The 15,764-nt window shown below is 64.6% G+C and carries 19 protein-coding genes; 6 read left to right on the plus strand and 13 right to left on the minus strand.

Going from position 1 to position 15,764, the window contains the following annotated elements:
• Positions 1–63: 63 nt before the first annotated feature.
• The 4 genes from DQG18_RS02325 to DQG18_RS02340 all read left to right on the plus strand — a co-directional run bounded on the left by DQG18_RS02325 (position 64) and on the right by DQG18_RS02340 (position 3,412).
• Positions 64–618: a LuxR C-terminal-related transcriptional regulator gene (locus DQG18_RS02325; RefSeq protein ID WP_116652590.1), complete on the plus strand. Its 555-nt coding sequence runs from the start codon at positions 64–66 to the stop codon at positions 616–618.
• 135 nt (positions 619–753) lie between these two features.
• Complete coding sequence (locus tag DQG18_RS02330) at positions 754–1,767, plus strand: ABC transporter substrate-binding protein (protein WP_198669629.1); 1,014 nt, start codon at positions 754–756, stop codon at positions 1,765–1,767.
• Positions 1,768–1,847: 80 nt separating this feature from the next.
• Positions 1,848–2,645 (plus strand): ABC transporter ATP-binding protein, encoded by a 798-nt coding sequence (locus DQG18_RS02335; RefSeq protein ID WP_116652803.1) that lies wholly within the window; start codon positions 1,848–1,850, stop codon positions 2,643–2,645.
• Positions 2,642–3,412, plus strand: coding sequence for an ABC transporter permease (locus tag DQG18_RS02340; protein ID WP_116652592.1), 771 nt, complete (start codon positions 2,642–2,644; stop codon positions 3,410–3,412). Before DQG18_RS02335 ends, DQG18_RS02340 begins: the two co-directional genes overlap by 4 nt.
• Before the next feature lie 4 nt (positions 3,413–3,416).
• On the opposite strand, the gene DQG18_RS02345 is transcribed toward DQG18_RS02340, so the two are convergent.
• The 4 genes from DQG18_RS02345 to ubiT are packed head-to-tail and all read right to left on the minus strand — an operon-like array spanning position 3,417 to position 6,199.
• Positions 3,417–3,827, minus strand: a complete 411-nt coding sequence (locus DQG18_RS02345; RefSeq protein ID WP_116652593.1) for a hypothetical protein — start codon at positions 3,825–3,827, stop codon at positions 3,417–3,419.
• A complete protein-coding gene (ubiV, locus tag DQG18_RS02350; RefSeq protein ID WP_198669639.1) occupies positions 3,817–4,728 on the minus strand; it encodes a ubiquinone anaerobic biosynthesis protein UbiV in 912 nt (303 codons plus the stop codon). Before ubiV ends, DQG18_RS02345 begins: the two co-directional genes overlap by 11 nt.
• Positions 4,725–5,702, minus strand: a complete 978-nt coding sequence (gene ubiU / locus DQG18_RS02355; protein ID WP_116652595.1) for a ubiquinone anaerobic biosynthesis protein UbiU — start codon at positions 5,700–5,702, stop codon at positions 4,725–4,727. The genes ubiV and ubiU overlap by 4 nt, the downstream gene beginning before the upstream one ends.
• Entirely contained in the window at positions 5,702–6,199 is a 498-nt protein-coding gene (ubiT, locus tag DQG18_RS02360; RefSeq protein WP_116652596.1) for a ubiquinone anaerobic biosynthesis accessory factor UbiT, read from the minus strand. The genes ubiU and ubiT overlap by 1 nt, the downstream gene beginning before the upstream one ends.
• Before the next feature lie 111 nt (positions 6,200–6,310).
• On the opposite strand from ubiT, the gene DQG18_RS02365 reads away from it, so the two are divergent.
• The gene (locus DQG18_RS02365; RefSeq protein WP_116652597.1) at positions 6,311–7,846 is read left to right on the plus strand and encodes a UbiD family decarboxylase; all 1,536 of its coding nucleotides are present in this window, start codon (positions 6,311–6,313) and stop codon (positions 7,844–7,846) included.
• Positions 7,839–8,456 (plus strand): UbiX family flavin prenyltransferase, encoded by a 618-nt coding sequence (locus tag DQG18_RS02370; RefSeq protein ID WP_116652598.1) that lies wholly within the window; start codon positions 7,839–7,841, stop codon positions 8,454–8,456. Before DQG18_RS02365 ends, DQG18_RS02370 begins: the two co-directional genes overlap by 8 nt.
• 6 nt (positions 8,457–8,462) lie before the next feature.
• Here DQG18_RS02370 and DQG18_RS02375 read toward each other — a convergent pair whose 3' ends face one another.
• The 9 genes from DQG18_RS02375 to DQG18_RS02415 form a co-directional block, all read right to left on the minus strand.
• Positions 8,463–9,647, minus strand: coding sequence for an NnrS family protein (locus DQG18_RS02375; RefSeq protein ID WP_116652599.1), 1,185 nt, complete (start codon positions 9,645–9,647; stop codon positions 8,463–8,465).
• A 48-nt stretch (positions 9,648–9,695) separates the two neighbouring features.
• The gene (locus tag DQG18_RS02380) at positions 9,696–11,420 is read right to left on the minus strand and encodes a SulP family inorganic anion transporter (protein WP_116652600.1); all 1,725 of its coding nucleotides are present in this window, start codon (positions 11,418–11,420) and stop codon (positions 9,696–9,698) included.
• A gap of 68 nt (positions 11,421–11,488) precedes the next feature.
• Entirely contained in the window at positions 11,489–11,818 is a 330-nt protein-coding gene (locus DQG18_RS02385) for a protein tyrosine phosphatase family protein (RefSeq protein ID WP_198669630.1), read from the minus strand.
• A 38-nt stretch (positions 11,819–11,856) separates the two neighbouring features.
• Positions 11,857–12,300 (minus strand): DUF6691 family protein, encoded by a 444-nt coding sequence (locus tag DQG18_RS02390; protein WP_116652602.1) that lies wholly within the window; start codon positions 12,298–12,300, stop codon positions 11,857–11,859.
• Complete coding sequence (locus DQG18_RS02395) at positions 12,301–12,729, minus strand: YeeE/YedE family protein (protein WP_116652603.1); 429 nt, start codon at positions 12,727–12,729, stop codon at positions 12,301–12,303.
• Positions 12,726–12,947, minus strand: a complete 222-nt coding sequence (locus DQG18_RS02400) for a YgaP family membrane protein (protein ID WP_116652604.1) — start codon at positions 12,945–12,947, stop codon at positions 12,726–12,728. Before DQG18_RS02400 ends, DQG18_RS02395 begins: the two co-directional genes overlap by 4 nt.
• A gap of 17 nt (positions 12,948–12,964) precedes the next feature.
• Positions 12,965–13,270, minus strand: a complete 306-nt coding sequence (locus DQG18_RS02405; protein WP_116652605.1) for an ArsR/SmtB family transcription factor — start codon at positions 13,268–13,270, stop codon at positions 12,965–12,967.
• Positions 13,270–14,154, minus strand: coding sequence for an MBL fold metallo-hydrolase (locus DQG18_RS02410; protein WP_116652606.1), 885 nt, complete (start codon positions 14,152–14,154; stop codon positions 13,270–13,272). Before DQG18_RS02410 ends, DQG18_RS02405 begins: the two co-directional genes overlap by 1 nt.
• Before the next feature lie 175 nt (positions 14,155–14,329).
• Positions 14,330–15,709 carry an aspartate aminotransferase family protein gene (locus tag DQG18_RS02415; RefSeq protein ID WP_116652607.1) on the minus strand — a complete coding sequence of 460 codons (1,380 nt, stop codon included), beginning with the start codon at positions 15,707–15,709 and terminating at the stop codon, positions 14,330–14,332.
• Between the last annotated feature and the right edge of the window lie 55 nt (positions 15,710–15,764).

Consider the following 15,764-nt stretch of genomic DNA (forward strand, 5'->3'; position numbering starts at 1 on the left):
ATTCCTCCTGTTCTCCGTGTCTAGCGCTTGCCACGCGCTGCCGGGTAGACGTATTTATACGTCATGGAGCCGCATGATCCCGCCCGCCATTTCCCGCTCGAAGCCCTGCCGGTGCCGCTGGTTTTTGCAACCTATCGCATCATCCGCGACGCCAATACCGCGTTCGGGGCGCTTTTCGGCTATGAGGTGGAGGAATTGCGCGGCCAGAGCTTTTCCATGCTCTATCCCAGCGTTGACGATTTCGTTATGGTGGGCGATCTGTGGCAGGCCAATTTCTCGGGCGGGCGCTCTTATACCGACGAGCGGATCATGCGCAGGCGGGACGGCACGCGCTTCTGGTGCCATGTGCGTGGTCGCTCCATGGTGGGGGCCGATCCCTTCTCGGAAGCGATCTACTGCTTTGATGCCATGGCGCGGCCCGCCCATCACGGTCGGTCGGGGCTGACCGACCGCCAGCGCCAGATCGTGACGCTGGTGGCCCAGGGCAAGACCAATGCCGCCATCGCCGCCGAACTGAGCCTTTCCCCCCGGACCGTCGAGACGCATCGCTACCGGCTGATCAGGCAGCTTGGGTTCAGGAACACCGCCGAACTGGTCACCTGGTTCACCTCGACGTAAAAAAGCGGGTGTTGGGCAAATCTCTGGAAAACCACACGGACGAGGAGTTTACGCCCGGAACAAAGTACGGCATGGTCAGAGGATCGGACCACGCTTTAAAAAGAAAAGAGGCGGGCCGGTTCATTGGGAGGAAGTATGACTATGCTCAAACGCGTGATTTTCGCTTCGGTGGCAAGCCTTGCGGTTGCCGGGCCCGGATTGGCTCAGACCGATATGCCATTTGCCCTCGACTGGCAGTTTGAAGGGCCCGCGGCCCCCTATTTCATGGCGATCGAGAATGGCCATTTCGCAGCCGAAGGTCTCGATGTCGAGATCACCGCCGGGCAGGGCTCGCTCGACGCGATCCCCAAGGTCGCAACGGGCGCCTATCCGGTCGGGTTCGCCGATACGGCGAGCCTCGTCAAGTTCCTGGACCAGAACCCCGACGCGCCGGTAACCGGTGTCATGATGTTCTATGACAAGCCCGCCTTTTCCATCGTCGGGCGAAAGAGCCTGGGGATCGAGGCGCCCAAGGATCTCGAAGGCCGCGTCCTCGGTGCGCCGCCGCCGGACGGGGCCTGGGCGCAGTTCCCCGTCTTTGCCGAGGCCAATGATATCGACGTCTCGCAGGTGACGGTCGAGCCGGTGGGTTTTCCCACCCGCGAGCCGATGCTGGCCGAGGGCCAGGTGGCGGCGGTGACGGGCTTTTCGTTCACCTCGTTCCTCAACACCACACGCCTTGGCGTGCCCGAAGACGACATGACCGTGCTCCTGATGGCCGATTACGGGCTCGATCTTTACGGCAACGTCATCATCGCCAACACCGATTTCGCGCGTGAAAACCCTGAGCAGCTCACAGGCTTCCTGCGCGCCATCGCCAAGGGCCTGCAGGATACGGTCAACGATCCCGAAGCGGGGGTCGATGCCATGGTGTCGCGCAATCCGGCCATGGACAAGGACCTCGAGGTGCGCCGGCTCGAGCTTGCGCTGCGCGACAACATCATGACCGACTGGGTGCGCGAGAACGGGCTGGGCGGGATCGACGAGGCGCGGTTCGCCAACTCGCTCGAACAGATCGCCGTGACCTATGATTTCGTCAACGAGCCCGATGCCAGCCGCTATTTCGACGGCTCGTATCTGCCCGATGACGGCAGCCTCATGGTCCAGTGACCTTCGCATGAAACCTCGTGCGCCGCGCCTACCGGGCGCGGCGCTTCTTGCATGGTCTGGCCGAGAGTGTTGAAGAGCGCATGCGTAAACTCATCGAGATCGAAAACGTTACCCACGCCTATCGGACCGTCGCGGGTCCGCTTCCGGTGCTCGACAATCTCAATCTCTCGATCCCCCAGGGCAAGTTCTGCGCCGTCGTGGGCCCGTCGGGATGCGGGAAATCGACCCTGACGCGGCTGATCGCGGGGCTGATGTTTCCCGACAGCGGCGAAGTGCGGCTGCACGGCGAGAGGGTCAGATCCCCGCGCAAGACCGTGGGCATGGCGTTCCAGAACCCGGTGCTGCTCGAATGGCGCACGATCCTGCAAAACGTCATCCTGCCACTCGAGATCGTCGCCCCCACGATGGCCAAGGCACAAAAGGAGGCGCGCGCCCGCGAACTGCTCGCCATGGTCGGGCTGGAGGATTTCGAGGACAAGCGTCCGTCCGAGCTTTCGGGGGGCATGCGCCAGCGCGCTTCGCTCTGCCGCTCGCTGGTCCACAAGCCGGACATCCTGATCCTCGACGAGCCGTTCGGGGCGCTCGATGCCTTCACGCGCGAGGACCTGTGGCAGCTCATGCACAAGCTGCGCGCCGAAGAGCCGTTCACCGCGCTGCTCATCACCCACGACCTGCGCGAGTCGGTCTACCTGGCCGATCAGGTGGTGGTGCTCTCGGGCCGCCCGGCCACCACCCAGTTCGTGCTCGATATCGACATGCCCGGTCCCCGCCCCATCGACATGCTCTATTCGACGCAATCGGTCGACTGGCTGGCGCAATTGCGCGACCAGATCGAAATCGCGCAAGGGCGCGGCGCCAAGACGGAGGGGGCGATATGACCCGCGCGGAAATCCAGAAAATCGTCACCCCGATCCTTGCCATCATCATCGTCCTGGCGCTCTGGGAGTTCTGGGTCTGGTACATGGGCTGGCCCACCTACAAGATGGCGGCGCCGTCCGATCTCTGGCCCGCCTTCTGGCAGTATCGCGAGCTGTTCTTCATCAATGCCTGGCAGACGCTGTGGCGCACGGTGGTGGGGCTGGGGCTGGCGGTGGTCGTGGGCACCATCCTTGGCATGATCATGGGCCTGAGCCGGGTGATGAACGATGCGCTCTATCCCTTGCTGGTGGGGTTCAACGCCATCCCCAAGGCGACGGTCGTGCCGGTTGTCGCGCTGATCTTCATCGGCCAGCACGATTTCAACACCATCCTCGTTGCCTTCATGATCTCGTTCTTTCCCATCTCGGTCTCGATCGCCATCGGGCTTTCGACGCTGGAGCCGGAATATCGCGACATCCTGCGCTCGCTGGGCGCGTCGCGGTTCACGGTCTTTTGGAAGATCGCGCTGCCCAAGACGCTGCCGGAGTTTTTCGGCGCGCTCAAGGTCGCGGTGACGCTGGCCTTCATCGGCACCAATCTCGTCGAGATCGTGACGCCCCACGGGCGGGGATTGGGGAGTCTGTTCGATTCCGGCCGTATCGCCTCGAACTATCCGCTGATGTTCGCCGTGCTCATTGCGCTCGCGATCCTCGGGATCGTTCTTTATTATTTTGTCGTGGCGCTGGAGCGGATCTTCGCGGGCTGGGCCGAACGCCGCCCGACCTGACGGGTTATTTCCCGCCCATCGCCTGCCCGTTGTGCACGATGGGGGCCGGGGGCGTGCAATGGGCGGTGTCTATCTTGCGGATGGCGGCGGCGCCCGATTGGCCGGCGCGGCCGATGTCCTCGAAGAGCATGGCGATTTCCTCGAACACCGTGGTGTCGGGTTCGTAAAAGCCGATCTCGTCGATCTCGCTCAAAAGTCCCAGAAGGGCGGCGATCACCTCGCGCTGATGTCGCGCATCGAGGACGGCCTGCCGCGTCTCGCGGACTTCCTCGAGCGCTGCGAAAGCGCGCAGCGCGGCGTCGAGCCGTTCGCGGCACGGGCAATCGAGATCGAGGCCCGAGATCACGGCGCGGATGCGGTTGATGGCGCGCGCCTGGCCGTATGAGGACGGTATCTCGTGGAGCTCAGGCCGCATCGATCCACTCCGCGCCCACCGCGCCATGGATGAAACCGTTGGAGAATGGCACGCCGGGATAAACCTCGCGCAATCTTGCCAGTCCCTCGTCTGGGGCAAGCGTGCCGTCGAGCACGCCCCGGTAGATTTGTGCAACCCCGACCATGTCGCAATGCTGCGGGGAAAGGCGGAACCGCCGGACCCCGTGGCGTTCCAGTGCTGCAAGCTCTTCCATAAGGACGTTGCAGGTGTGGGAGACGGTCTGCACCCCGTTGAGCGCAAGAAACGGCTGGCTGTCGAGCGTTTCCACCGGCAATCCGTCGGGGTCCTCGGCGCACACGAACTGGCAGTTGTCCTTTGTGTGCCCCTTGGCGCGCGCATGCGCGCAGCGCGCGGAGATGGCGAGCGGCACCTTGCCAAAGGCAGAGACCTCGAAGGAAACTTCGGGCGCGTCCTCCGCGATCCGGGCGATCGAAGTCATGGGAAGCTCGGGCGGCAGGCAGACGCTCTGGGCGCCGCGTGCCGCATAAAGGCGGGCCGTTGCCGCATTATAGGTGTTGACCAGTGGGCCGATGGTGTGCGGCCGGCCCTTGAGCTTGTGAAGGGCGGAAAGATCGGACACCTCGAACACGCGGTCTTCCCGCGCCAGCAGCTTGTCCTGGGCGCGGCGCTCCCTTTCGAGCGTGATCAGCGCCAGCGTTGCCAGATGCACGGTCTTGCCCGCCGCTTCGAGCCTTTCGAGCACCGCGTCGAAATGGGGGTCGAAAAAGTGCAGGCGCTTGGAGCAGACGGTTTCGCCAAGGCTCACGACGTCGACCGGGGCTTCGTCGGCGATGCGGAAATAAAAGTCGCGCCAGGCCTCGCCTTCCCACAGATAGGGAACCGGGCCGAGGACAAGCGTCGAGGATCTGGACATCGCTATCGCCACCGTTTTTCGTAAGCGCCCGAGGTCGTCTTCTGGCCTTCGCTGAGATTACGCAGGCTGGCCACGAGTCCGGCGCGCTCTTGGGGTGGAGCGGCGAGCGCCTTGCGAATGGTCGAGACGACGGCGGCGACGTAGGCCTTGCCGCGCTGGCGGCCCTCGATCTTGAGGGCCTTGACGCCCGCTGCGCGCAGCACGTCGATCTGGTCGAGGATGTCGAGGCTGACCGGGTCCTCAAAGGCATAGCCCTCGGCCTCGGCGATATGGAACCGGCCCTTGCAGAGCGTAGGGTATCCGGCGGCTTCTCCGGGCCCGAAGCGGTTGATGGTATAGGCGCCCAGTTCGGATACCAGCGTGTCGCCGTCATTGCGGTAGCGCACGTGGCTGGCGGGGGAGCAGACCCCGTCCATATTGGGCGATTTGCCGGTGGCATAGGAGGAAAGCGAGCAGCGGCCTTCGGCCATGACGCACAGCCCGCCGAAAACGAACACCTCGGTTTCGCAGGCGGACTTGCGGGTGAGGGCGGCAACCTCGTCGAGGGTCAGGACACGTGGCAGCACGACACGCTTGGCCCCGAACCCTTCGGCCAGAAAGGCGATGGCCTCGGGGTTGGAGGCGGCGGCCTGCACCGAGACGTGCAGGCGCTGGGCGGGGTGTTTTTCAGCCGTATAGGCCATGAGCCCGGTATCGGCGAGGATGACCGCATCGGCGCCCAGCGCCACCGCGTCATCGACCGCGTCGTACCAGATCCTTTCATCGCCCGCGCGCATGAAGGTGTTGATGGCGATGAACGAGCGGACGCCGCGCGCCCGTCCCAGCTCGATGGCCTGCGCCATTTCCTTGCGCGAAAAATTGAGGCCCGGAAAATTGCGGGCGTTGGTCTCGTCGGCAAAGCCGCAATAGATGGCATCGGCGCCCGCTTCGAGGGCTTCGCGGTAGGCGGCGGGGGTGCCGGCGGGGCATATCAGTTCCATCACCGCGTCTCCGGGGTGAGCACCCGCCGGCGGATGGCGCTGGCGCCGTGCCGGACGAGGGGGGCGAAGGGGCCCGCGTGGGCGGCCAGGTCGGTGGGCAGGTCGAGCGTGCTGTCGTCCATGGCGTTGCGCAGCGCCACGATGGCTTCGGTATCGCCGGCAACGGTGATCTGGCGCGAAAAGAACACCGCATCGCCATCGATCCGGCCTTCAAGCAGTGCCAGAAGCAGGAAAAACGGCCCCGAGATCTCGACATCGGCGCGGCGGGCGATGCCGCGGCGCTTGACCGACAGGCCGCGCCGGGCGGGGGTGACGACGAAGCTGAAGGGCAGATCGTCGGGCAAAAAGGCGAAGCGTTTTTCGCCGTGCGCGCCCAGCCGGTCGAGAAGGGCCGGGTGCCGGTCGAGAACGGCGCGAAGCGCCCAGCGGGCCGGACCCTCGACGGCGGCGAGGGGCAAAGGGGCGAGCAGCCGGAAGACGGCAGGGGAAAGGTCCATGGCGGAACGGTTCCTTCACCAGTGAGTGAAGCCACAATAGGGCAGGGCAGGGGAAAGCTGTTTGCGCGGGCGCAAAGACGTAACATTTGCCGCCGCGCACAAAACCAAGACATGAGCCAAGACAATCCTGTTCCCCGCCGTTCCGTGCCCGGCTGCGCCAACCTTGGGGCGTTTGTCGACCTTCTGGAGCGGCGGGGACGCCTGCGGCGCGTCACGGCGCCCGTCTCGGTGGTCCACGAGATTACCGAGATTCACAGGCGGGTGCTGGCCAGGGAGGGGCCAGCACTGCTATTCGAGCGGCCAGTCGATGCCGAGGGGCGGCCCTATGGCATGCCGCTCCTCGCCAATCTTTTCGGCACCGAGGAGCGCATCGCCTGGGGCATGGGGCTCGAACCGGCCGATCTTTCCCGGTTCGGCACGTTCCTTGCCGATCTCCGCCAGCCCAGCGTTCCGCGCTCACTATCGCAGGCCATGGAAAAGGCGCCGCTTGTTGGCGCGGCGCTGACCATGCGCGCCAGCCGGATGCGCAACGCGCCCGTACACCAGCGCATCCTGATCGGCGAGGCGATCGATCTGGGGCTGCTGCCCGTCCAGTGGTGCTGGCCGGGCGAGCCGGCCCCGCTCATCACCTGGCCGCTGGTCATCACCCGCGCACCGGACGATCCCGCCGACATTAATGTCGGGGTCTACAGGATGCAGGTGCTGGGGCGCGACCGGCTGATCGTGCGCTGGCTGGCCAACAGGGGCGGGGCGCGCCATTACCGGCTCTGGCAGGCGCGCGGTGAGGATATGCCCATCGCCATTGCCATCGGGGCGGACCCGGCGACCATCCTTGCGGCGGTGATGCCGCTGCCCGACGGGCTGAGCGAACTGGCATTTTCCGGCCTGTTGCGCGGGGCGCGCACGCCGCTCACGCGGGGGCGGACGGTCGATCTCCCGGTACCGGCGGAAGCCGAGATCGTGCTCGAAGGCCGCGTGTCGGCGACCGAGACGGCGCCCGAGGGGCCCTATGGCGATCATACGGGCTATTACAACAGCGTCGAACCGTTTCCGGTCGTGACCCTCGATGCGATCACCATGCGCAAAAATCCCGTCTATCTCTCGACATACACCGGGCGCCCGCCCGACGAGCCCTCGCGGCTGGGCGAGGCGCTCAACGCCCTGTTCGTGCCGCTCGTCCGGCGGCAGTTCCCCGAAATCGTCGACCTCTGGCTGCCGCCCGAGGCGTGCTCTTATCGCATGATGGTCGTTTCGATCGACAAGCGGTATCCGGGGCAGGCGCGGCGGGTGATGATGGGGCTTTGGTCGATGTTGCCCCAGTTCAGCTATTGCAAGCTGATCGTTGCGGTCGATCCCGATATTGACGTGCGACAATGGCCCGATGTCATCTGGGCGCTTTCCACCCGCTTCGAGGCGCCGCGCGATCTTATCGTCATCGAGAATACGCCCATGGACTATCTCGATTTCGCCTCGGCGGAAGCGGGGCTGGGCAGCAAGATGGGGCTGGACGCGACCACCAAGATCGGGCCGGAAACCAGCCGGGTCTGGGGAACGCCGCTCGCTATGTCCGACGAGGTCACGGCCCGGGTCGATACGCTCTGGGCTGAACTGGGGCTCGAGGATGGAGAAGGGACGGAAAATGGATAAGCGATTCATGCGCCCGATCCGGGTCGTTGTCGGCATGTCGGGGGCTTCGGGTGCCGCGCTCGGCCAGCAGATCGTGCGCCGGCTTGCCGACGAGGGCGGGATCGAGGTGCATCTGATCATCTCGGGCGCCGCCGAAAAGACGCTGGCGCACGAGGTGGGGCCGGACGCGCTGGTCGAGACGGCGGAAATGGCGCACCGCGTTTACGAGCCCGGCGAGATCGGAGCGACGATTGCCAGCGGATCCTTTCCCACCGATGGCATGATCGTCGCGCCGTGCTCGATCCGCACGCTTTCGGCAATCGCCAATAGCCTCAACGATACGCTTCTGATCCGCGCCGCCGACGTGCATCTCAAGGAGCGGCGGCGGCTGGTTCTGGGGGTGCGCGAGACGCCGCTTCATCTGGGGCATCTGGACCTCATGCGCCGGGCAACGCAATCGGGGGCCATCATCTTCCCGCCCGTGCCGCCGTTTTATATGGCGCGTTCGATGCGCGAGGTGATCGACCAGACCGCCTGCCGCATGATCGATCTGCTCGGCCTGCCCGTGGCGCGGCTGGCGCAGGACTGGCAGGGGCTCGACGCCGAGCGCTCTGTCCGACAGGGGCTTTGAGCGCGCTCACTCGGTACGCGCGGTCTTTGTCAGCAGTGGGCCGTAAAGGACGAGGAACACCGAAAAGGCGGTGATCCAGAATAGACCGGAAAGCTGTAAGGCGAGCATGTCAGGATAAAAGCCATAGGCGATGCGCAGGCAGGCCGAAAGGGCGGCGCAGCCGGGGATGACGCTATTGGCGAGGGCGGAGAACCAGGGCGCGCCGATCCACCCCTCGATCGTGCGGATCATGATGGCGAGCGAGACAGTCCCCATGGCGCCGATGGTAAAGGCGTGGAGGCTCGCGCCAGGGTCAACGATATCCGGGCGGACAAGGGCGAGGGCGGAAAGACCGAAACCCAGCGGGATGAACCCGTAGGCCAGATGAAGGCTGGCGATAGCCGGATGCCGCATGGCCAGATGACCGCGCCAGCGGCAGAGCCTTATGGCTTGCAGTATTGCCGCAAGGGTCAGAGGAAGCGCTGTGGCCTGTTGCGCGGGGACCAATGCCCAGAGCAGCAGGGCGATCACGGCGGCTATAATGGCGATGGCGTCGAATTTTGAGAAACGCGGGATGGGACGGGCGGCGTTTCCCAGCGCCGAGGCGGTGAATACCGGGATCATGCGGCCCGCGATCAGCATGATGAGCGTCATCTGCGCTGTAACGGCGAGGCGGAGCCCCGTTTCCGCGCCCATCTGCGCGAGCGGTCTTGCAGCGCAAAAAAGGGCGAGCACGATAGCGATCTTGCGGGTTCGGCGGTTGCCGCTCACAAGAGTTTCGCGCGCCGCAAACAGGAGCAGCCCAAGAGGCAGGGCGAGATCGGCAAAGGCGATGGCAGAGGCGCCGGAAAGGGCAGCGGCGATCATGGCGATGCGGCCCATCAGCCACAGGGCAAAGAGGGCGAGCACCACGCGTCCAGCGGGAAGCGGGCGGCCCGTCCAGTTGGGCATGGCGCTGAGCACAAACCCGGCCAGAACCGCGCCGCCATAGCCAAAGACGGCTTCGGTCGCGTGCCACACGGGCGGAAGGCGGGCCCATGCGGGCAGACCGGACAGAAAAGGCAAAACCAGGAGGAGGGCGAACAGCGCGGCGGCGGGGAAAAAGATCCCGAAGCCCACAAGCCTGTGACGCCCGTATCCGGGGGAAAAAGCCGAGAGGCGGGCCAGCGGGGGCGGAGCGGTCTGCACAAAGGCCATCTGCGCATCGGCCATGCGAGATGACGTTGCGCTGCCGCAAACTGGGCTAAGAGCCGGGGCGCGCTACTTTTGCCCGATGCTGCCGCCCAATGCGCTGGCCGCCTCGTGCTGGCTGAGAAAGATCCGGCCGTTGAGGGATTTGAGAAGATCGGTCGTCTTGAGCCGGTCCATCACCGGGCCTTTCACTTCCGAGAGATTGAAGGTGATCCCGGCATCGGTCAGTCGCCGGTTGATTTCCTCGAGGCTTTCGAGCGCGGAGGCATCGATGGCGTTGACCGCCGAGCACATCAGAATGACGTGCCTGAGTTCGGGCCGCTCGGCGGCATGGGCGGCGATGGTGTCTTCGAGAAAGCGCGAATTGGCGAAATAAAGGCTTTCATCGACGCGGATCGAGAGAATGTCCGGGCTGGTGAGTACGGAATGACGCTCGACATTGCGGTAGTGCTCGGTGCCGGGCACCTGCCCGACGATGGCGACGTGGGGCTTGCTGGTCCTGTAAAGATGGAGCAACAGCGAGAGCACGACCCCGGCGACGATCCCCAGTTCCACGCCCCAGCCCAGCGTCACGACGATGGTTGCGGCCATGGCGGCGAAATCGGAGCGGGAATAGGCAAAGACCTTGCGCACCGCGCCGAAATCGACCAGCGAGAGCACGGCGACGATGATGGTTGCGGCGAGCGTTGCCTGCGGCAGATTCGCAAGGAACGGGGTCAGGAACAGGGCGGCGAGCGCGATGCCGATGGCGGTGAAGACCCCGGCGGCGGGGGTTTGCGCCCCGGCATCGAAATTGACCACCGAGCGCGCGAACCCGCCGGTGACCGGATAGCCCGAGGACAGCCCTGCCGCGATATTGGCCGCGCCTAGCCCGATCAGTTCCTGATCGGGGTCGATCCGCTGGCGGCGTTTGGCGGCAAGGGTCTGGCCGACGGAAACCGATTCCACGAACCCCACCACCGAGATGAGAAAGGCCGGTACGAGCAGCGTTGTAACCAGATCTGAGGAAAAGGAAGGGACGCCAAAGGCCGGCAGCCCCTGCGGGATCGCGCCGACAAGGGCAACCCCTTGGGCCCCCAGATCGAGGCCCGCCGCCAGCGCGACGGTTATCGCGACCGCAAGGATTGGCGCGGCCCTGGCAATCGAATCGGCAAGGCGCGCGGGGATGCGGAGTGTGGCCAGAAGGGATTTGAGGCGCTTGCGTGCAAAGACCAGAAAGGCGAGCACGCCGACGCCGATGACCAGCGTTATCGGGTTGATGGAGGCGAGATGGCCGGAAAGGGACGCAACGATCCGGGGCAGCGTTTCACCGCCCCCCGCAACGCCGAGGATATGGTGAAGCTGGCCCGCGGCGATCAGCAGCCCGGCGGCGGTGATGAAGCCCGAGATCACCGGATGGGAGAGGAAATTGGCCAGAAAGCCCAGCCGGAAGATACCCATGACGGCGAGCATGCCGCCCGAGAGCAGGGCAAGGAGCATCGCGGCGGCGAGGTAGCCAATCGTTCCTTCGGCGGCGACCTGCCCGATGGCAGACGCCGTCATCAGCGAGACGACGGCGACCGGGCCGACCGCCAGCGTGCGGCTGGTGCCGAAAACCGCATAGGCGACGAGCGGCAGGATCGAGGCGTAAAGGCCGACCTCGGCGGGCAGGCCCGCCAGCATGGCATAGGCCAGCGATTGCGGGATCAGCATGATGGTGACGATCACCGCCGCGAGAAGATCGCTGCTCAGCGTCGTTCCGTCATAGGCCCTGGCCCATTGGAGGAAGGGGAAATATCGGGAGAATCTGGACATGGATGACGTGCTGCCAGCAAAGGAGAGTGGGCGCCGCCACAGGCGGCGCTGATGTCAAAGCGGTGGGGTCAGCGCGCGATGGCGGCGTAAAGGGCGGCGGCCCGGCTGCCGCCGCGGCAAAAGCCCAGAACCGGACCTTCCATGGTTTCCATGGCTTTTTCAAACCGGGCGACCTGCTCGGGCGAGGGGGGGGGGCCGCTGACCGGGATGTGGACGATGCTCATGCCGTGCCGTTCGGCCTCGCGGGCAATCTCGGCAAAGGCGGGCTGGCCCTGTTCCTCATCGTCGGGCCTCGCGCAGACGATGCTCCTATAACCCTCGCGGGCGAGCTCTTCGATGTCCTGGGGGCGGACCTGGCCGGTCGTTGCAAAGCGGTCGTCGATCTTGTTGATGTTCATTTTTCCACTCTTACGAAAGATGTTGAAGGGCCACATGTTCAAGCGGCCCTGATGCTGGCGCGGGTTGCAAGGGTTTGACGGGCAAGGCGCGCCAGGGCGATGCCGGCAGTCATCGCGCCCACGAACAGCCACGCATCGCCATGGCCCAGCCCGAGCGCGGGGATGGCGCCGCCGGGGCAAAAACCGGTGATGCCCCAGCCGATCCCGAAAATGGCTGAGCCTGCAACCAGCGGCATGTCGATGTCGCGGCGTGTCGGGAGATGAAACAGCCTGTCAAAGACCGGCGCATTGCGCCTGAGAACGAACAGATATCCGATGGCGGTGACGATGAGCGCGCCGCCCATGACGAAGGCGAGCGAGGGGTCCCACGTTCCGAAAAAATCGAAAAAGTTCAGCACCTTGGCCGGATTGGCCATGCCCGAAAGGGCGATCCCTGCGCCAAAGACGAGGCCGATGGCGAGGGCGGAAAGAATGCGGGCCATTCAAAAGCCTCCGATGAGATGGCGGATGATGAAGACGGTCAGGGCGGTAAAGGCCATGAAGGTGAGCGTTGCAACGATCGAGCGCGGCGAAAGGCGGGCCATGCCGCAAACGCCGTGACCGGAGGTGCAGCCCGAGCCCAGATATACCCCGACCCCGACGACCAGTCCGCCGACGATCAGCCACGGCGCGGGCGTGGGGCTTTCAAAGGGAATGGCATATCCCGACGAGATAACGACCAGCGCCGGGGCGGCGATGGCGCCCACAAGGAAGGCGGCGCGCCAGCCCCAATCGTTGGAAAAGGGCGGCACGAGGCCCGAGAGGATGCCGGTCATTCCGGCGATGCGACCGTGAAAGGCCATCAAAAGGACGGCGGCAAGGCCGATCAGGCCGCCGCCGGCCAGTGACAGCCAGGGCGTAAATTCAGTCATTTATCCTTGGTCTCCGAAGTCGAGAGATTGAAAAGCGCATAGGCGGGGCAGAAGCGGACGAGGCCGGTGACGGCGAGCACCAGCCCGACGATGACGAAGACCCAGGTCCAGACCGGGTTGGCAAACAGCGCCCAGCCGGTGATGAAGGGGGCGATCATCAGCAAGACCCCGACGATCAGGCGGGCGATGCGATCTGGCGTTCCCACATTGATTTTCATGGCAGTTCTCCTTTGTTTCACTTGCAGAACAGATCGTGCATGGTGTGGACGAAAATCCGGATGCGCGGATCGGCGAGCCGGTAGAACACCTGCTTGCCTTCCTTGCGTCCGACGATCAGCCCGGCCTCGCGCAGTTCGGCGAGCTGTTGGGAAAGGCCGGGCTGGCGGATGCCCAACCCGTCCTCGAGTTCGCGCACCGACCGCTCGCCTTCAACAAGCGCGCAGGCGACCAGCAGGCGGTCGGGGTTGGAGAGCTTCTTGAGGAAGGCGGTGGCTTCACCGACCTTGCCCCTGAGCTCGCGGGCCTCATCGGAAATCTGCATCAGTCGTCCCAGGCGGCGCCTTCGAGCAGGTTCATCGGGATCTTGAGATAGCGCCGTCCATTGTCCTCGGGTTCGGGCAGGCGCCCGGCATTGGTGTTGATCTGGAGGGCGTGAAGGATCAGCTTGGGCATGGCGAGCGTCCTGTCACGCGCCTCGCGTGCGGCAACGAACTCGGCCTCGGTCTTATAAACCGACATATGGATGTTTTTCGCCTTCTGCTCGGCAACGCTCGATTCCCACCTCGGCTCGCGCCCGCCCGGCTGGTAGTCATGCCCGGTAAAGACGCGGGTATCGTCGGGCAGGGCCAGGATGGCCTGGATCGAATTCCACAATTGGCCCGCATTCCCGCCGGGAAAGTCGGCGCGGGCGGTGCCGCTATCGGGCATGAACAGCGTGTCGTGGACGAAGGCGGCGTCGCCAATCACATAGGTGATCGAAGCCAGCGTGTGGCCGGGCGAGAACATGACGCGCGCATCGATATTGCCAATCCTGAAGGTTTCGCCATCGGCAAACAACTTGTCCCATTGCGAGCCGTCGGCGGGGAAGTGGGGCCAGTTGTAATAGTCCTTCCAGAGCGTTTGGACTTCGGTCACCTTTTCGCCGATGGCGGTCGGCGCGCCGGTCTTGTCCTTGAGATAGGCGGCGGCGGAAAAGTGGTCGGCATGGGGATGGGTGTCGAGGATCCACTCGACCGTATAACCCTTATCGGCGATGAAGTTGAGGATGGTGTCGGCATGGGCGGTCGCGGTCGCAGCCGACTTTTCGTCATAGTCGAGCACCGGATCGATGATCGCGCATTTTCCGGTCGCCGGATCGGCAACCACGTACTGGATGGACCAGGTGCGGGGATCGAAAAAACCGGTGACTTCGGGCCGCTGGGTCATGGGGTATCCTTATAGTTTGCAATGGCATTGTGAAGCGGATTGGTGGCTTCATATAAATGATTGCAAAAATATGCAAGTGATAATTTGAAAAAATGGAAACCCTGGGCTGGGTTGCCCGGACGGACCGGGCAACCACGAATGGGAGGGAGCGTTTCGCGCCGGGGTCTGACGTCGATCAGGAAGCCGTTTCGAGGACGGCGCGCACCGCTGCGGCCGTGCGATCGACGACGATGTCGGCTTCTTGCCGGGTCAGGCAGAGCGGGGGTGCAAAACCCAGAATGTCGCCCTGGGGCATGGCGCGCCCGATGACGCCCTTTTTGGCCAGTTCGGTCGCGATACGCGGGCCGACCTTCTCGCCGGGGTCAAAGAAGGTGAGGCTGTCGCGGTCCTTGACGAACTCGATCCCGCACAGCATGCCCTCGCCACGGATTTCCCCCACATGCGGGTGGTCGCCCAGCGCCTCCTTCATCTGTGCGACGAGGTAGGCGCCGACCGTGCCGGCGTTCTCGACGAGCCCGAGCGTATCGATCAGCTTGAGGTTGGCGACGCCGGCGGCGGCGCCGATCGGGTGGGCGGAATAGGTCCAGCCATGGCCGATCGGGCCGTTCTCGTCGGTTCCCTGTTCGAGCACCTTCCACATTTTCTCGCCCACGATCGAGCCGGAAAGCGGCGCGTAGGCCGAGGTGAGGCCCTTGGCGATGGTGATGATATCGGGGGTGATGCCGTAATGGTCCGACCCCATCATCGTGCCGAGCCTGCCGTAGCCGGTGACCACTTCATCGACGATGAGCAAGATGTCGTTCTTGGCCAGAACGGCCTGGATGGCCTCCCAATAACCTTCTGGGGGCGGCACGATGCCGCCGGTGCCCAGGACGGGTTCGCCGATGAAGGCCGCGATCGTATCGGCCCCCTCGCGGGCGATCAGCGCTTCGAGTTCCTCGACGCAATGGGCAACGAACTCGGCCTCGCTCATCTCGAGGCGCGGGCGGCGCAGGTAGTAGGGCGCTTCGGTGTGCAGCACATAGGGAAGCGGCAGATCGAACTTGGCGTGGAACGACGCCAGCCCGGTCAGCGAGCCGGTCATCAGTCCCGAGCCGTGATAGCCTCGCCAGCGCGAGATGATCTTCTTTTTTTCCGGCCGGTTGAGGATGTTGTTGTAGTACCAGACCAGCTTGATGTTGGTCTCGTTGGCGTCCGACCCCCCAAGGCCGAAATAAACCTTGCTCATGGATTTGGGCGCGCGGTCGAGGACCATTTTGGCCAGCGTGATCGAGGCTTCGGTGCCGTGCCCGACATAGGCGTGGTAATAGGCCAGTTCTTTTGCCTGCTCGGCAATGGCGTCGGCGATTTCGGTGCGCCCATAGCCGACATTGACGCAATAGAGCCCGGCAAAGGCGTCGAGAAGGCGGTTGCCGTTGCGGTCCTCGATATAAACGCCGGAACCGCCGGTGACGATGCGGCTGGGGCTTTCGCCGCGCGCGTGCTGGGCGAGGTGGGTCGAGGGATGGAAGAATGTGTCGCGGTCCCAGCGGTCGAGTTGGTCATTGGTCAGCATGGCATGGCGTCCTTGTGGAAGGTCTGGAAATCGGTGTGGAAGGGTTGTCGCGGTC

The organism is Pelagibacterium sediminicola (genome assembly GCF_003390885.1).
In the GTDB taxonomy this organism is placed as follows: Bacteria; Pseudomonadota; Alphaproteobacteria; order Rhizobiales; family Devosiaceae; genus Pelagibacterium; species Pelagibacterium sediminicola.